The sequence below is a fragment of the Martinezella sp. CNPSo 3890 genome (assembly GCF_057784455.1).
Map to the genome: position 1 here is coordinate 153,344 of NZ_JBXSOR010000008.1, position 15,080 is coordinate 168,423.

Consider the following 15,080-nt stretch of genomic DNA (forward strand, 5'->3'; position numbering starts at 1 on the left):
CATGCCGGCAGCGCACAGCATTACCCGGAAAAATGCGCAGCGGTGCTCCGGCCGGAATGGGGAAGAGACAAGAGGACAAGCATTTCTGGAGGAGACATTCATGGAAAACCTTTCTCCGCGAGCCAGCGAGCTGGAAGCGATCGAGATAGCCTCGCGCGACGAGATTTCCGCGCTGCAGCTCGAACGCATGAAGTGGTCGCTCACCCATGCCTATGAGAATTCGCCCTTCTATAACAAACGCTTCGATGATGCGGGCGTGCATCCCTCCGATCTGAGGGCCTTGTCCGATCTCGCCAAATTCCCCTTCACCACCAAGAAGGATCTTCGCGACACCTATCCTTTCGGCATGTTCGCGGTGCCGCGCGAAAAGCTTGCCCGGCTCCATGCTTCCTCCGGCACAACAGGTAAACCGACCGTCGTCGGCTATACCGCCAAGGACGTCGATACCTGGGCGAGCGTCGTTGCGCGTTCGATCCGGGCCGCTGGCGGCCGGGCCGGCGATCTGGTGCATGTCGCCTACGGCTACGGCCTGTTCACCGGTGGCCTTGGTGCACATTACGGCGCGGAAAAGCTCGGCTGCACGGTCGTCCCTGTCTCCGGCGGCATGACGGAACGGCAGGTGACGCTGATCCAGGATTTCAAGCCGCGCATCATCATGGTTACCCCCTCCTACATGCTGTCCATCCTCGATGAATTCCGCCGCCAGGGCATCGACCCCCGAGAAAGTTCGCTTGTCGTCGGCATCTTCGGCGCAGAGCCATGGACCAACGCCATGCGCGAGGAAATCGAACACGCCTTCGACATGCATGCCGTCGACATCTATGGCCTGTCTGAGGTCATAGGTCCGGGCGTTGCCAGCGAATGCGTCGAGAGCAAGGACGGGCTGCACATCTGGGAAGACCATTTCTATCCGGAGATCATCGATCCCGTCACCGGCGCGATCTTGCCAGATGGCGAACTCGGCGAGCTGGTGTTTACGACGCTGACCAAAGAAGGGTTGCCAATCATCCGCTACCGCACGCGCGACCTGACGCGGCTGCTGCCCGGCACGGCACGCTCGATGCGCCGCATGGAAAAGGTGACGGGGCGCTCCGACGACATGATGATCCTGCGTGGGGTCAATGTCTTCCCGACACAGATCGAGGAGCAGATCCTCAAATGCCGCGGGCTTTCGCCGCACTTCCAGATCGAGCTGACGCGCTCCGGCCGCATGGACAACATGACCGTTCATGTCGAATGCACGCTGGAGGCGGCGGACGAAATCGCGCGCGGCGTTTCGGCAAAGGAACTCACCCATCACATCAAGAGCGTGGTCGGTGTCTCGACGAAGATCGCCGTGCATCCGCCGGGCGGCGTTGTCCGCTCGGAGGGCAAGGCAAAGCGTGTGGTCGACAACCGCCCGAAATAATGATTGGTGTCGTAGCGGATAGCCCGACAAGGATTTGATCGTGTATAGGAAGCATCGACCATTAGGCATGGATAAGGTCAATCGGCAATGAGCAGAGCAGGATCACATGGCACGCACGCGCGCAGTTGATTTCGAGGAAAAGCAGCGCGGCATCCTGGCAAGCGCTGCGGCGGTCTTTGCCGAGGTTGGCATGGAGAAGGCCTCCATGTCGATGATCGCCTCGCACAGCAACGTCTCGAAGGCCCTGCTCTATCATTACTATCCCGGCAGAGATGCGCTGATCTTCGATATCGTGCAGACGCATCTGACAGAGCTGGAAAGCGCAATCGAAGCAGCCGATCGCACCGATGTAACGCCGCAGGAACGGCTGCGCCTGCTCGTGAAAGCCGTATTGAAAAATTACGAAGGCGCGGACAACGAACATCAGGTTCAGCTTAACGGCACGCATGCGCTCTCGCCGGAACAGCTGTCGGAGATCAGGACGATCGAGCGACGCATCGTCAAGCGCTTCTCCAGTGTGATCCAGGACCTCAACCCTGATCTCAACAAGAACAAGCCATTGCTGATGCCGGTCACCATGTCGCTCTTCGGCATGATGAACTGGGTGTATATGTGGTTCCGTCCCAACGGCCCGATCACCCGCGACGAATATGCCGATATCGCCACCACCCTCATCCTTGAAGGGGTCAAGGCCGTCCGTTGATATCGCGCCTCAATCGCCGAGCTTCATCCGTTCGAGAATAAGAGGATCATATTCCGGCGCGCGGACGCGGCGGCGATCAGGCTCGGCCGCGGTGAGCGGCTCGACGGCCGTCAGCTTCTCCTTTGCCTCCAGTGCGAGGCGCTGATAGATGGCGGTACCCTGGCGCTTCCACGCAATCTCATCTGCCGTAAGCTCACGCACGACGCGCGCCGGCGATCCCAGAGCTAGACTGTTAGCCGGAATTTCGGCGCCGGCCTTGACGAAGGCCATGGCAGCGACGATCGCATTCTCGCCGATAACGGCTTCATCCATGATGACGGCATTCATGCCGACCATGACATTGGCGCCGATGCGGCAGCCATGCAGCACAGCGCCATGGCCGATGTGCCCCGCCTCGCCGATCACAACTTCCAGATTCGGGAAGCTATGGACGACACAGGTCTCCTGCACGTTCGAGCCGCGCTCGAGCACGATGCGCCCGAAATCGCCGCGCAACACGGCGCCCGGCCCGACATAACAGGCCGGGCCAATGATAACGTCGCCGATGACGGTTGCGGCCGGATGCACGAAGGCTAAGGGATCGATGACCGGGATCAAGCCGTCATAGGAATAGATTTGCGCCATTCAGTCGGCTCCCAAACCTTCCACGTCGCGACCGGTTTCGGCTACCGCTTCCAGCCGCTGCGCGAATTCGCGGCGCAAGGTGCGGCGAAGCTGGGCTGCCTTATGACGGCGGATATCAATTGATGTTACCGGCACCAGCTCGGGTACTCGAACCGGGCGACCGGCCTCGTCGACGGCAACCATGGTGAAATAGCAGGAGTTGGTGTGGCGGCGCTGGCCGGAACGGATATTCTCCGCTTCCACCCTTATGCCGACTTCCATGGAGGTACGGCCGGTATCGTTGATCGAGGCGCGGAAGGTGACGAGTTCGCCAACATTGATCGGCTCCTTGAACAGCACCTGATCGACCGACAGCGTCACGGCATATTGCTTGGAATAGCGCGACGCACAGGAGAAGGCAACGCGATCGAGCAGGTTCAGAAGGGCGCCGCCATGCACCTTGCCGCTGAAATTCGCCATATCGGGCGTCATCAGCACGGTCATTTCCAGGCGATGCGGGTCTTGCTCAATCGTCGTCATGCATTCACTCTCTTGTTTTCGCTACCATCGTCAGAACGTCATATTGCGCGACGACGGCATCCAGCTGGTTGGTCACCTTGCAATCCCAGCGCACCTCGCCGTGCTCGGCATTGATGCGGGGATTGATCTCCTTGCAGGTCAACTGCACCTGGAGCGTATCACCCGGATTGACCGGTGTCAGGAAGCGGAGATTGTCGACCCCATAATTTGCGAGAACCGGGCCTGGAGCCGGATCGACGAAAAGGCCTGCCGCGAAAGAGACGATGAGATAGCCATGCGCCACCCGGCCCTCGAAGAACGGATTGGCCTTGGCCGCCTCCTCGTCCATATGAGCATAGAACGTGTCGCCGGTGAAATGGGCGAAGTGCTCTATATCGTCGAGCGTGACGGTGCGCGTGGCGGTGACGAGCTGATCGCCGACCTTTAGCTCGGCAAGCGATTTGCGGAACGGATGCTCGCTGCCGGTGCGCGCATCCGCCCCATCCATCCAGCGTCCTGTCACGGCCGAGAGCAGACGCGGCGTGCCCTGAACTGCAGTGCGCTGCATGTAATGCTTCACGCCACGGATACCGCCGAGCTCCTCGCCACCGCCGGCACGCCCGGGACCGCCGTGAACGAGGCCCGGCAGCGGTGAACCATGACCGGTGGAGCTCTTGGCGCTCAAGCGGTTGCCGATCATGACGCGGCCGTGGAACGGTGCCAGACCGAGAACCGCTTCCTCGGCAAAATGCGGATCGTTGGTGAAGACGGAGGCAACGAGGCTGCCCTTGCCGCGCCGTGCCAGATCGACCGCCTCTTCCGCCGTATCATAGGGCATGACGGTGCTGACGGGGCCAAAGGCCTCGACATCGTGAACGGCACGCGCCGAGCCCGGCCTGTCACAATAAAGCAGAACCGGATTGAGGAAGGCGCCGGCGCTGGCATCGCCGGACGTGACGCGCGGATTGTCGGGATCGCCGCCGACGATCTCGGCCTCGGTGGCGAGATCCCGAATGCGAGCGCGGACTTCCTCACGCTGGCCGAGGCTTGCAAGCGGCCCCATACGAACAGTCTCATCGGCCGGATTGCCAATCGCCATCTTGCCGAGGCGGTCGTTCAACGCGGCAATCAGCGCTTCACTATAGGAACGGGGCGCAATGACGCGTCGGATGGCGGTGCACTTCTGTCCGGCCTTGACCGTCATCTCACGGGCGACCTCCTTGACGAAGAGATCGAACTCCTCCGTGCCAGGAGCAGCATCGAGACCGAGAACGGCCGCATTGAGGCTATCGGCCTCCATGGTGAAACGCACGGAGTTTTCGATAATCGCCCTGTGCATCTTCAGACGCTGGCCGGTTGCGGCAGAGCCGGTAAAGGTCACCGCATCCTGGCCTTCGACATGATCGAGGAGATCGCCAACCGAGCCGCAAACAAGCTGCAGCGCACCTTCCGGCAGCAGGCCTGTTTCAATGATACGGCGAACCATCAGCTCGGAGAGATAGGCTGTCTGGCTCGCCGGTTTCACGATGGCGGGAACGCCGGCAAGCAAAGTCGGCGCGATTTTTTCCAGCATGCCCCAGCAGGGGAAGTTGAAGGCATTGATGTGAACGGCAACACCCTGCAGCGGGCTTAGGATATGCTGGGCGGAAAAGCTTTGATCCTTGGAGAGCTGCTCCGCATCGCCATCGAGCAGCACGCGTGCATTCGGCAGCTCGCGCCGACCTTTGGAAGCGTAGGACAGCAGGGTTCCGATGCCGCCTTCGATATCGACCCAGCTGTCCGCACGCGTGGCACCCGTCGCCGTAGAGAGCGCGTAGAACTCTTCCTTCCTCTCGAGCAGCGCCTGCCCAAGCACCTTCAGCATTGCGGCGCGCTCATGGAAGGATAGGCGCCGCAGTGCCGGTCCGCCCTTGTCGCGGCCATGGACTAATGTCTGCTTGAAATCGATACCGGAGGAATCGATGAACGCGACGGGCGCGCCGGTCGACGCATCAAGCAGCGGCACGCCTTCCTTGGCGCCGGCGACCCAGGTGCCCCCGACATAGCTTTCAAGCCGGCGCGGCTGGTTTGCCATGATGTTCATCCGTGTTTCCTTCCTTCATCTTTTCCGGCAATCCCGAACCGAAACCGCCATGCGGCTTTCCTGGAATCACCTAGATCAAGCCGAGCGCAGAGAGCTGCGCATCGACATCGTCACGCCATTCCGCAAGCAAAGTTTCGTTGGGCTGATGTCGCAGGCCGAAGCGCGACAATATTTCGAAGCGTGCCGAGCCGGCATGGCCAAAGCTTGCGGCAACACGGGGATACCAATAGGCGACGGAAGCGCGCGCCTTGGCCCGCCCCTCATCAGCGGCGACGATGCGGCCAAGACCGGCAGTACCGAGTTCGGCGTGCCGCCTTTCGCGCGGCAGGATGGCACGGAAGGTTTCGGCCAGCGGCTGGTAGGAGACGCGCGCCAGCTCCTTCAACTGCACGACACTGGCAGCACCCATGAGCACATTCATGACGACTGCATCCATCCAACCTTCAAGCGGGTAGTGGAACACGGCAAGCCGCATATCGCCGCCGTGCCTCACAGCACCTATATCGGCGTCGCGGGCGAGCCGCACCGCCCATGGATGGTGGATGGCATAGCGCTCGCCATCGACGCCGAAAGTCTCCATGATCTTCAGGACCTGACCGGCATGATCGGTCTTTTCCAGCACGATGCGTGCTGCGGAAATGCGCTCCTGAATGCCTGGGGCATCGTTGATGATATCGGCAAAGCCGGCGGAACCGGCCAGTTCGCTATCGACAAAGCTCGCCATCAGACGCAAGAGCTCGCCGCGATAGCGAGGAGACACATTGTCCGGCGAGGAGAGCATCCCACCCTCTTGCAGATATTGCTCGATCGGCATCGTCTCGGACATCTCATTCCTCCCTTCGATGCGATCCTATTGGTCGTAGCTGACGGCGATGCGGTCGGTGAGCGGGTAGCACTGGCAGGTCAGCACATAGCCCTGGCGCACCTCGTAATCTTCGAGCGCATGGTTGACCTCCATCTCCACCTCGCCTTCGAGAATCTTGGCGCGGCAGGTGGAGCAAACGCCGGCTTTACATGCGTAAGGCACGTCCATCGCATTTTCGAGCGCGGCATCGAGCAGGCATTGGCCATGCTTGGGAAATTTGAACGTTCGCGTCGCGCCGTCGAGCGTGACCGTCGCCTCGCACGCCGCGTCCTGGTCCGCGCCGGCGGCCTGTTCCACTTTGCGCCGCGCGCGGCCGGGCTGCGCGGAGGCGAAAAGTTCGAATTTAATCTGGTCGTCGCGCATGCCGTGCTCGCGCAGCGCCGCGGCAATTGCCAGCATCATCGGCTCGGGACCGCAGATAAAGGCTGTCGCGACCGACTTGATATCGATCCAGCTCTTGAAGAGCGCCCTGCATTTTTCCGCATCGATCCTCCCCGTAAAAAGATCGATTTCCTGCGCTTCGCTTTCAAGAATGTGCAGCACCGATAGGCGGCCGAGATAGAGGTTCTTCAGATCATCGAGCTCTTCGCGGAACATGATCGAGCTGATCTGCCTGTTGGCATAGACCAGCGTGAAGACCGAGCGTGGCTCGCGCGCCAGCACGGTCTTGATGATCGAGAGAACCGGTGTGATGCCGCTGCCGCCGGCAAAGCCGAGATAGTGTTTTGCCGCGTCCGGCTCGATCGCCGTGAAGAAGGCTCCCATCGGCGGCATGGCTTCCAGCGTGTCGCCCGCTTTCAGTTTTTCGTTGATCCAGGTCGAGAAACAGCCGCCGTCCACGCGCTTGATGCCGACTTTCAATACGCCTTCATCCTTGCCGGCGCAGATCGAATAGGAGCGGCGCAGCTCCTCATCATCGAACTTGCGGCGGAAGGTCAGGTACTGGCCCTGCGTGAAATCGAAGACGGCCCGATGCTCCTCGGATGGCGCAAGCGTGACGACGACCGCATCGCGCGTCTCGCGGCGCACATCGGTGACGGTCAGGGGATGGAAACGTGCCATGAGCGGGCCCTCTCCCTATGGGTCAGATGCACTTGAAGTAATCGAACGGTTCCAGACAGTCGGTGCAGTGATAGCTCGCCTTGCAGGGCGTCGAGCCGAACTGGCTGATCTTCTCGGTATTCACGGATCCGCAGCGCGGACAGGCGATCGTGAGGTTGGAGCCGCCGGCAAGTCGGTCGATGCGTTTCATCAGGATGCCGTCGGCCGCCGTACCGTCGATCGGCGGGGCAATGCCATAGGCTTTCAGCTTTTCTCGGCCCTCGGCGCTGATCCAGTCCGTCGTCCAGGCCGGCGACAGCCGGCGCTCGAGACGCACCCGATCGAGACCCTTTTCGGCAAGCGCACGCTCGATATCGAGGTTGATCACCGCCGTTGCGGGACAGCCCGAATAGGTCGGCGTCACCGTAACGACAAGCGTATCTTTCCGCCACTCGACATCACGGATGATGCCGAGATCGGTCAGCGAAATCACCGGTATCTCAGGGTCCGGCACTTCCGACAGCCAGTGCCAGACCTCGTCGACCGAAGGATGCAGCGCGGTCACTATGTCAGCCTCCTACCAAGTCGCGCCCGGATAGGCGCGCTGCAGGAACTGCATCTCGGCCAGGAGATAGCCGAGATGCTCGGTGTGAACGCCGCGCCGGCCGCCCTTGTGAATGTAGCCATCTGCCGGGCGTTTCAGCGTCGCTTCGGTAAGTGTATCGGAGACGATCTCGTCCCAGCCCGCCTTGAGGCTTTGCGGTTCCGGGATCACGCCGGCCTGTGCCAGTGCCGCATCGGCGGCATCGCCAACGAACATTTCACCGGTGAAGGGCCAGAGTTCGTCCAAGGCTTCCTGCATGCGACGATGGCTTTCGGCCGTACCGTCGCCAAGGCGGATAATCAGGTCGCGGCTGCGATCGAGGTGATAGGAGACTTCCTTGAAAGCCTTCTCGGCGATCTCAGCAACGCGTCGGTCGGCCGAGCCTTTCAACGCTTTCAGCAGCAGATAGTGCCAGGCGTCGAACAGAAATTGCCGCATCAGCGTCTTGCCGAAATCGCCATTGGGGCGTTCGACCAGCAGGATATTGCGAAACTCGTAGCCGTCGCGCAGATAGGCGAGTTCGTCGGCCGAACGGCCCTTGCCTTCCACCTCGCCCGCCAGAGTGAGCCAGAGCTGCGTCTGGCCGATGAGATCGAGCGCCGTGTTGGCGAGCGCGATATCCTCTTCCAGCGCCGGTCCGCGGCCGCACCATTCGGAAACGCGGTGGCCTAAGATCAGCGTGTTGTCGCCGATGCGCAGGAGGAATTCGACGAGATCGGCCTGAGCGGCCACCGGCTCAAGGGTAGCAGTCGCCATCACATATGCCCCACTTCATCGGGAATGTCGAAGAAGGTCGGGTGGCGATAGACCTTGGAATTAGAGGGATCAAAGAGCGGGCCCTTTTCCGAGGGCGCGCTGGCGGTGATGTCGGAGGATCGCACCACCCAGATGCTGACCCCTTCGTTGCGGCGGGTATAGACATCGCGGGCATTGTTGATGGCCATCTCGGCATCGGGCGCATGCAGGCTGCCGACATGGCGATGGTTGAGGCCATGCTGACCACGGATGAAGACTTCCCAAAGCGGCCATTCGCTGGACATGTTTCTCACTCCCTGAACTTTCGAGCCGCCTTATTCGGCGGCAATCTTTGCGGCAACGCGGCGCTCGGCCACCTTTTCGGCATGCGCCGTCAGACCGTCGCGGAACCAGGCGCCATCGTCCCATGCCTGTTTGCGGGCATTCAGCCGTTCCGCGTTGCAGGGGCCGTTGCCGGCGATCACGTTAAAGAATTCCTCCCAGTCCGGCTCGCCAAAATCGTAACCACCCTTTTCCACGTTCCACTTCAGATCGGGATCGGGGACGGTCAGGCCGAGGTACTCCGCCTGCGGTACCGTCTGGTCGACGAATTTCTGCCGCAGCTCGTCATTGGAATTCTGCTTGATCTTCCAGGCCATCGACTGGGCCGAATGTACGGAGGCATCGTCCGAAGGGCCGAACATCATCAGCGACGGCCACCACCAGCGGTTCAGCGCATCCTGCACCATGGCCTTTTGCGCCGGTGTGCCCCTCACCATTTTCATCAGGATGTCGAAGCCCTGGCGCTGATGAAAGCTTTCCTCCTTGCAGATGCGGATCATGGCCCGCGAATAGGGGCCGTAGGAACAGCGTTGCAGCGGAACTTGGTTCATGATGGCGGCGCCATCGACCAGCCAGCCGATCGCCCCGATATCAGCCCAAGTCAGCGTCGGATAGTTGAAGATCGAGGAATATTTGGCCTTGCCGGAATGCAGCTGCTCATACATCTCGTCGCGGCTGATGCCGAGCGTCTCGGCGGCGCAATAGAGATACAGGCCGTGGCCAGCTTCGTCCTGCACCTTGGCAAGCAGGATCGCCTTGCGTTCCAGCGTCGGAGCACGGGTAATCCAGTTACCCTCCGGCAGCTGACCGACGATTTCGGAATGAGCATGCTGGCTGATCTGGCGGATCAGCGTCTTGCGGTACCCTTCCGGCATCCACTCCTTCGGCTCGATCTTCTGGCCGGCATCGACGCGCTCCTGAAAGGCGCGCTCCTGGGGATCCATCTCGTCGAGGGAGCGGATGCGGGCGTCGTCGGTTTTCACCATCTGTGCATACATTGATCTTTCCTCCGTCTTCGCGCGTCCGACGCGCTCGAGAATGATCGCAGGCCCGGGGTTGTCTCGAAGCGCATCAGCAAGGCCGCCGCGTTACGGCACCGCCAGTATAAGCCTGTTTCTCGTTCTCCTCCACGAAACAGCGATCCCGCGGCAAATGCATTAACCGACCGATCGGTCACTGTATTAACATGAGATATGTCACAGTACAAATGAATTTTCCAAATTTTTTGTGACATTTTAGACTATCAAAGAGTGCAGCGAGGCAACTGCTTCGCTATGTTACTGAGAGGATTGACCCTTCAGAGGGACTTGAGACGTTCGTGCCGATTCTGGCTCGCCGGCGTGGTCTCTTGAAGCTTGCCTGCCTCATTGATGAAATGGCGGCCAACATAAGCATCGGCTTTTTTCGACAAAAGCAGATAGAGATCGGCGAACAGCCGCCGCGCCTCCTCGCCCGGCCAATTATCCGGCAGCGCAGACTTGGGAAGATGCGGCTCACGCAGCATGATCAGGCGATATTGATGCACGAGCAGCAGCCGCGCAATCAGGCAATCGAACGGCGATAGCGCGGCACAATTTCCGCCGCGTTTGAAAAATGAACCGAACCGGGCAATGAATTCGCGATAGGCCTCTGCGAAACGCGGCAGGTTCCAGGCCTCTTCGGCAAATTCCCGCAATGCGCCGTTCTCGGTCGCCAACTGCGCGTCGAAGACGACGACGTTGCTCGGCAGGGGCGGTGCGGGATGCGTTCCCACTGCCAGGCGCGGGTTCAACCTCGCAAACCCCTCCCGCTCAAGGCCCTGCATAATCTCTTCCGGCGCAGGTCCGTTGATGAGGACGAACTGCCATCGAACCGCGGGCTGCGGCCCATAGAACAGGCTGGCAGCCTCGACGAATTCAGCTTGAGCGGCGTCGGTCAGCCGATAGAAGCTGCGGCGCCCTTCGCGCTCGCCCACAAGCTGACTCGCCGCAACCAATCGCGACACTGCGGTCCGCACCAGTGTCTCGGTAATCCCGACGCTCTTGCACGTCTCGATGAGGTTGCCGATCCAGACGACGCCCCCGCGCGGCTCGATAACATCGCCGTAGATTGTCACGATGAAGCTCGCCGCTTTTATCGGCAAGTTGATAAGGAGCGCCGCAACCGCTTCGCTCAAATCATGGCCGAGTTTGACGTTATCAGCCGACACTCCAACCCTGCTCCGCATCTGAATTATTAGGGCTTATTAGCGTGAGACGCTCGCACTATTCAAGGCGAGTACGGACAGAGGCTTTATCGTGACACATTCGTCGGCAACGCCGTGGTGTATTTGACGCATTTCAGCGAGAAGTGCGACGACGAGCTCAGCACGGCTTCATGGGTCAGGATACCCCGCATCAAAAGCCCCTCATATTCCCTGACATCGGCAACAACCGCGCGGATCAGGTAATCCCACTCTCCCGACATGGAGTAGCATTCCAGCACCTCGCGATAGCTGGCGATGAACTGTTCGAAATCGCGGCGGGTCGGTGGATCATGGGTCTTCATTTTGACCTGGCAGAAGACATTCAGCCCCTTGCCGATTTTGTCGGGATCGACAAGGCGAACCGTCCGGCCGAGCACGCCCGCGCTTTCCAATGCCTTGATCCTTCGCCAGCAAGAGGCAGGCGATGCGCCGACCTTTTCTGACAGCGCCGCCTGACTGATATCGCCTTCCTCCTGCAGGACGCGCAGAATCGCTCTGTCGACGTGATCAAGATCGAAATCTTCCATTCAGAAATCCGCCACTTATGAAACATGTCTTTCAAAAGCTACGACAAAGCCTGTCAAAATGAAAGGAATAGAGCTGACGCTTGAATTAAAATAGTTGAGCCATCTGTAGGAGGATCACATGGCCCAGCTTGCCTTCAAAAGCCACGAGCGGAACTCGCCCGACGATCACATCGACTGGCGCAAGGTTGCCTATCTCGTTCATCTCTCCCGGGCTCTCGACGAGATGGAGGAGAAGCGCCTCGTTCCGGAAAAGAAGGTTCTCTACCAGTTTTCCGCACGCGGCCATGACATGGCGCAAATCCTTCTTGGAATGCAGCTGACCGGCCTGCACGACGCGACCTGCGGCTATTATCGCTCGCGGCCACTTCTGCTTTCTCTTGGCGTCGATCCGGCCGATGCGCTGGGTTCAGCCATGGGCCGCGCCGGCGGCTATTCCGACGGCCGCGACATCGGTGTCGTCTTCAACTATCCAAACCGTTCCGGCGCCTCGGCCTTGCCCATGTGCGGCGGCGTCGGTGCGCAATACACGCCGACGGCCGGCTGGGCACAGGCGATGAAATACTATGCCACCACGCTCGGGCGCACGGAATACGCACGCGACATCGGCGTCGTGCTTGGCGGCGACGGCTCGGTTGCCTCGAACGGCTTTTGGTCGGCGCTGACCGCTGCAACCACGCAAGCACTGCCGATGCTGTTCTATATCGAGGACAATGGCTTTGGCATCTCGGTGCCTTCGACGGTGCAGACGCCGGGAGGGAATATCGCCGCCAATCTCGCGAGCTGGAAAAACCTCGCAATCTTCGATGGCGACGGCTGCAACCCCGCCGAAGCTGCGCATCTGGTGCAGGATGCCGTCTCCTTCGTTCGTGACGAACGCAAGCCGGCGCTTCTCAGGCTCACGGTTCCGCGCCTTGAGGGCCACAGTTTTCAGGACACGCAGGCCTACAAGAGCGAGGAAACCGTGAGGCGCGAATGGGAGCGCGATCCCCTGCCGCGCCTGAAAGATTTCCTCGTTCCCGCCGTGATGACAGCACAGGAATGGGATGTCTGCGAAAGCGACGCGCGCGAGACAGCCGAAAACGCCCGTGCGCAAGCCGAAAAGAGGCCGGTCGCCGACCCCTCCTCCGTGACCCGCCATGTGTTCTTCGACGGCGACATGCAGACGATGGGCGGCCAGCATCCCATGGGTTATTCCGCACCGGCGACGACAAGCGAACCGGAGACGTCCGGGCCGCGCATCAACATGGTCACAGCAATCCGCAGAACGCTCGAACACGAGATGTCGATCAACGAGCGCGTCGTAATCTTCGGCGAGGACGTCGGCCCAAAAGGCGGCGTCCACGCCGTCACCCTGGGCATGCAGGAAAAATTCGGCAACGAGCGCGTCTTCGATACGTCGCTATCCGAAGAGGGCATCATCGGCCGTGCGGTTGGCATGGCGCTCGCCGGGCTCGTCCCCGTTCCCGAAATCCAGTTCCGGAAATATGCCGAACCGGCGACCGAACAGCTGAACGATTGCGGCACTATTCGCTGGCGCACCAACAACCGTTTTGCCGCCCCCGTCGTGGTGCGCATGCCCGGCGGCTTTTTCAAATGCGGCGACCCCTGGCACAGCCAAACCAACGAAGTGGCCTTCGTCCATCAACCTGGCTGGAAGGTCGCCGTTCCCTCGAACGCCGAAGATGCGGTCGGCCTGTTGCGCACCTCGATCCGCGGCAATGACCCCGTCATCTTCTTCGAGCATCGGGCCATGCTCGATGACGCCTGGGCCCGGCGTCCCTATCCCGGCGATAATTTCGCGCTGCCCTTCGGCAAGGCAAAGCGGACACGAACCGGCAGCGATATCACCATCGTCACCTGGGGCGCCATGGTGCAGCGCTGCGAGGAAGCAGCCGAGGGTATCTCTGCCGATATCCTCGATCTCCGCACATTGATGCCCTGGGATCGGGAAGCCGTCCTCGCTTCGGTTGCCAAGACACATCGCTGCCTCATCGTCCACGAGGACCTCGAAGTCGCGGGCTTCGGTGCCGAGATTGCCGCCGTCATTGCGGACAAAGCCTTCACGGATCTCGATGCGCCGGTCTCCCGGCTCACCATGCCCGATATTCCAAGCCCGCATAATCCTGCTCTTCTCGATTGGGCCGTGCCCTCGACGGACCGGATCGCCAAGCGCATTGCCGACATACTGGAGTTTTAGGGATGACTGGTATCATCGAAATCACGGCTCCGATCGAACAGGAGGGCACGAAAGCGGTTGTCCGAAACTGGCTGAAGCGGATCGGCGACCATGTCAAGGAAGGCGATGCGCTCGTCGAGCTGGAAACCGACAAGGTCACCCAAGAGATACCGGCGCCATGCGACGGCATCCTCAGCGAAATCGCGATGGAGGATGGCGATGATGCCACGCCCGGCGCGATCCTCGGACGGATGAGCATCGAAAATGCAAACGGTGGTGCAGCGCTATTGGCCGAGGTTCCGTTGCAGATACAGTCGGCCTCACCTGCCACGGCCTTCGCCGCCGCTTATTATTCACCTGCCGTTCGCAAGGCCGCCGAAGAATACGGGATCGACCCGGCTAGTCTGAAGGGCAGTGGTAGGGACGGACGGGTCACACGAGCCGATATGGATCATGCGCTGGAAACCGCCAGGCCGCATCCATCTGCGTCAGTGTCGCAGCAGACTGAGGCTGGACAGACCTCGCCGTCAGCCGCGGCTGACGGCAAATCTCGCATCGTTCCCCATTCCGCTATGCGGCTTTCGATCGCAAGGCATATGGCCCAATCCCTGGCGACGGCACCGCAGGTCACCGCCATTTTCGAGGCCGATTTCACGGCGATCATGCGTCATCGCGAAAACAACAAAGATCGCCTGAAGGCCGAGGGCGTAAACCTCTCCTACACCGCCTATTTCGTGGCAGCATCCGTTGCGGCCATGAAACTCGTACCCGAAGTCAACAGCCAGTGGCATGATGACGGCCTGGAGATCTTCGCCGATGTCAATATCGGCGTCGGCATCGCATTGGGCGACAAGGGCCTGGTCGCGCCGATCATCCGGCAGGCGCAGAATCTCCAGCTGGAGGCGATTGCCGCAAGGCTCCAGGATTTGACGAACCGGGCACGCTCCAACGCCCTGAAGGGCGAGGAGTTGAAAGGCGGAACCTTCACCATTTCCAATCATGGCGTTTCCGGCTCGCTGGTCGCATCCCCGATCATCATCAACCAGCCACAATCCGCCATCCTCGGCATCGGCAAGCTGGAAAAGCGCGTCGTGGTACGGGAGGTCGACGGGGTCGATACGATACAGATCCGCCCGATGGCTTACGTGTCCCTGACGATTGACCATCGCTCCCTGGATGGGCATCAAACGAATGCGTGGCTGACGGAATTCGTGCGGGTTCTGCAGGATTGGCCGCAATGAGCACGAGGG

General features: G+C 60.7%; 15 protein-coding genes. 4 read left to right on the forward strand and 11 right to left on the reverse strand.

Features of this window, described 5'->3' with window-relative positions; all coding sequences use genetic code 11:
• The first annotated feature begins 100 nt into the window (after positions 1-100).
• Positions 101-1,408 carry a phenylacetate--CoA ligase PaaK gene (gene paaK, locus AC13RC_RS19750; protein ID WP_488558192.1) on the forward strand — a complete coding sequence of 436 codons (1,308 nt, stop codon included), beginning with the start codon at positions 101-103 and terminating at the stop codon, positions 1,406-1,408.
• 106 nt (positions 1,409-1,514) lie between these two features.
• A complete protein-coding gene (locus tag AC13RC_RS19755; protein WP_488558193.1) occupies positions 1,515-2,111 on the forward strand; it encodes a TetR/AcrR family transcriptional regulator in 597 nt (198 codons plus the stop codon).
• 9 nt (positions 2,112-2,120) lie between these two features.
• Here AC13RC_RS19755 and AC13RC_RS19760 read toward each other — a convergent pair whose 3' ends face one another.
• From AC13RC_RS19760 to AC13RC_RS19810, 11 genes are all read right to left on the reverse strand, one after another.
• Positions 2,121-2,735 carry a phenylacetic acid degradation protein PaaY gene (locus tag AC13RC_RS19760; RefSeq protein WP_488558194.1) on the reverse strand — a complete coding sequence of 205 codons (615 nt, stop codon included), beginning with the start codon at positions 2,733-2,735 and terminating at the stop codon, positions 2,121-2,123.
• Positions 2,736-3,254: an acyl-CoA thioesterase gene (locus tag AC13RC_RS19765; protein ID WP_488558195.1), complete on the reverse strand. Its 519-nt coding sequence runs from the start codon at positions 3,252-3,254 to the stop codon at positions 2,736-2,738.
• Between the two features lie 4 nt (positions 3,255-3,258).
• Complete coding sequence (paaZ, locus tag AC13RC_RS19770; RefSeq protein ID WP_488558196.1) at positions 3,259-5,316, reverse strand: phenylacetic acid degradation bifunctional protein PaaZ; 2,058 nt, start codon at positions 5,314-5,316, stop codon at positions 3,259-3,261.
• Between the two features lie 70 nt (positions 5,317-5,386).
• Entirely contained in the window at positions 5,387-6,142 is a 756-nt protein-coding gene (locus tag AC13RC_RS19775) for a Phenylacetic acid catabolic protein (RefSeq protein ID WP_488558197.1), read from the reverse strand.
• Positions 6,143-6,166: 24 nt separating this feature from the next.
• Positions 6,167-7,243 carry a 1,2-phenylacetyl-CoA epoxidase subunit PaaE gene (gene paaE, locus AC13RC_RS19780; protein WP_488558198.1) on the reverse strand — a complete coding sequence of 359 codons (1,077 nt, stop codon included), beginning with the start codon at positions 7,241-7,243 and terminating at the stop codon, positions 6,167-6,169.
• A 22-nt stretch (positions 7,244-7,265) separates the two neighbouring features.
• Positions 7,266-7,790 carry a 1,2-phenylacetyl-CoA epoxidase subunit PaaD gene (gene paaD, locus AC13RC_RS19785; RefSeq protein ID WP_488558275.1) on the reverse strand — a complete coding sequence of 175 codons (525 nt, stop codon included), beginning with the start codon at positions 7,788-7,790 and terminating at the stop codon, positions 7,266-7,268.
• Between the two features lie 9 nt (positions 7,791-7,799).
• Positions 7,800-8,582 (reverse strand): 1,2-phenylacetyl-CoA epoxidase subunit PaaC, encoded by a 783-nt coding sequence (paaC, locus tag AC13RC_RS19790; protein ID WP_488558199.1) that lies wholly within the window; start codon positions 8,580-8,582, stop codon positions 7,800-7,802.
• Positions 8,582-8,866 (reverse strand): 1,2-phenylacetyl-CoA epoxidase subunit PaaB, encoded by a 285-nt coding sequence (gene paaB, locus AC13RC_RS19795; protein ID WP_028745698.1) that lies wholly within the window; start codon positions 8,864-8,866, stop codon positions 8,582-8,584. The genes paaC and paaB overlap by 1 nt, the downstream gene beginning before the upstream one ends.
• Before the next feature lie 30 nt (positions 8,867-8,896).
• Complete coding sequence (gene paaA, locus AC13RC_RS19800) at positions 8,897-9,901, reverse strand: 1,2-phenylacetyl-CoA epoxidase subunit PaaA (protein WP_488558200.1); 1,005 nt, start codon at positions 9,899-9,901, stop codon at positions 8,897-8,899.
• Between the two features lie 299 nt (positions 9,902-10,200).
• On the reverse strand, positions 10,201-11,091 hold the full coding sequence (gene paaX / locus AC13RC_RS19805; RefSeq protein WP_488558201.1) for a phenylacetic acid degradation operon negative regulatory protein PaaX: 891 nt from the start codon (positions 11,089-11,091) through the stop codon (positions 10,201-10,203).
• Positions 11,092-11,174: 83 nt separating this feature from the next.
• Complete coding sequence (locus AC13RC_RS19810; protein ID WP_069610127.1) at positions 11,175-11,654, reverse strand: Lrp/AsnC family transcriptional regulator; 480 nt, start codon at positions 11,652-11,654, stop codon at positions 11,175-11,177.
• 118 nt (positions 11,655-11,772) lie between these two features.
• Here AC13RC_RS19810 and AC13RC_RS19815 point away from each other — a divergent pair, with 118 nt between their 5' ends.
• The gene (locus AC13RC_RS19815) at positions 11,773-13,851 is read left to right on the forward strand and encodes an alpha-ketoacid dehydrogenase subunit alpha/beta (protein ID WP_488558202.1); all 2,079 of its coding nucleotides are present in this window, start codon (positions 11,773-11,775) and stop codon (positions 13,849-13,851) included.
• A gap of 2 nt (positions 13,852-13,853) precedes the next feature.
• Positions 13,854-15,071 (forward strand): dihydrolipoamide acetyltransferase family protein, encoded by a 1,218-nt coding sequence (locus AC13RC_RS19820; RefSeq protein WP_488558203.1) that lies wholly within the window; start codon positions 13,854-13,856, stop codon positions 15,069-15,071.
• Positions 15,072-15,080 lie beyond the last annotated feature (9 nt).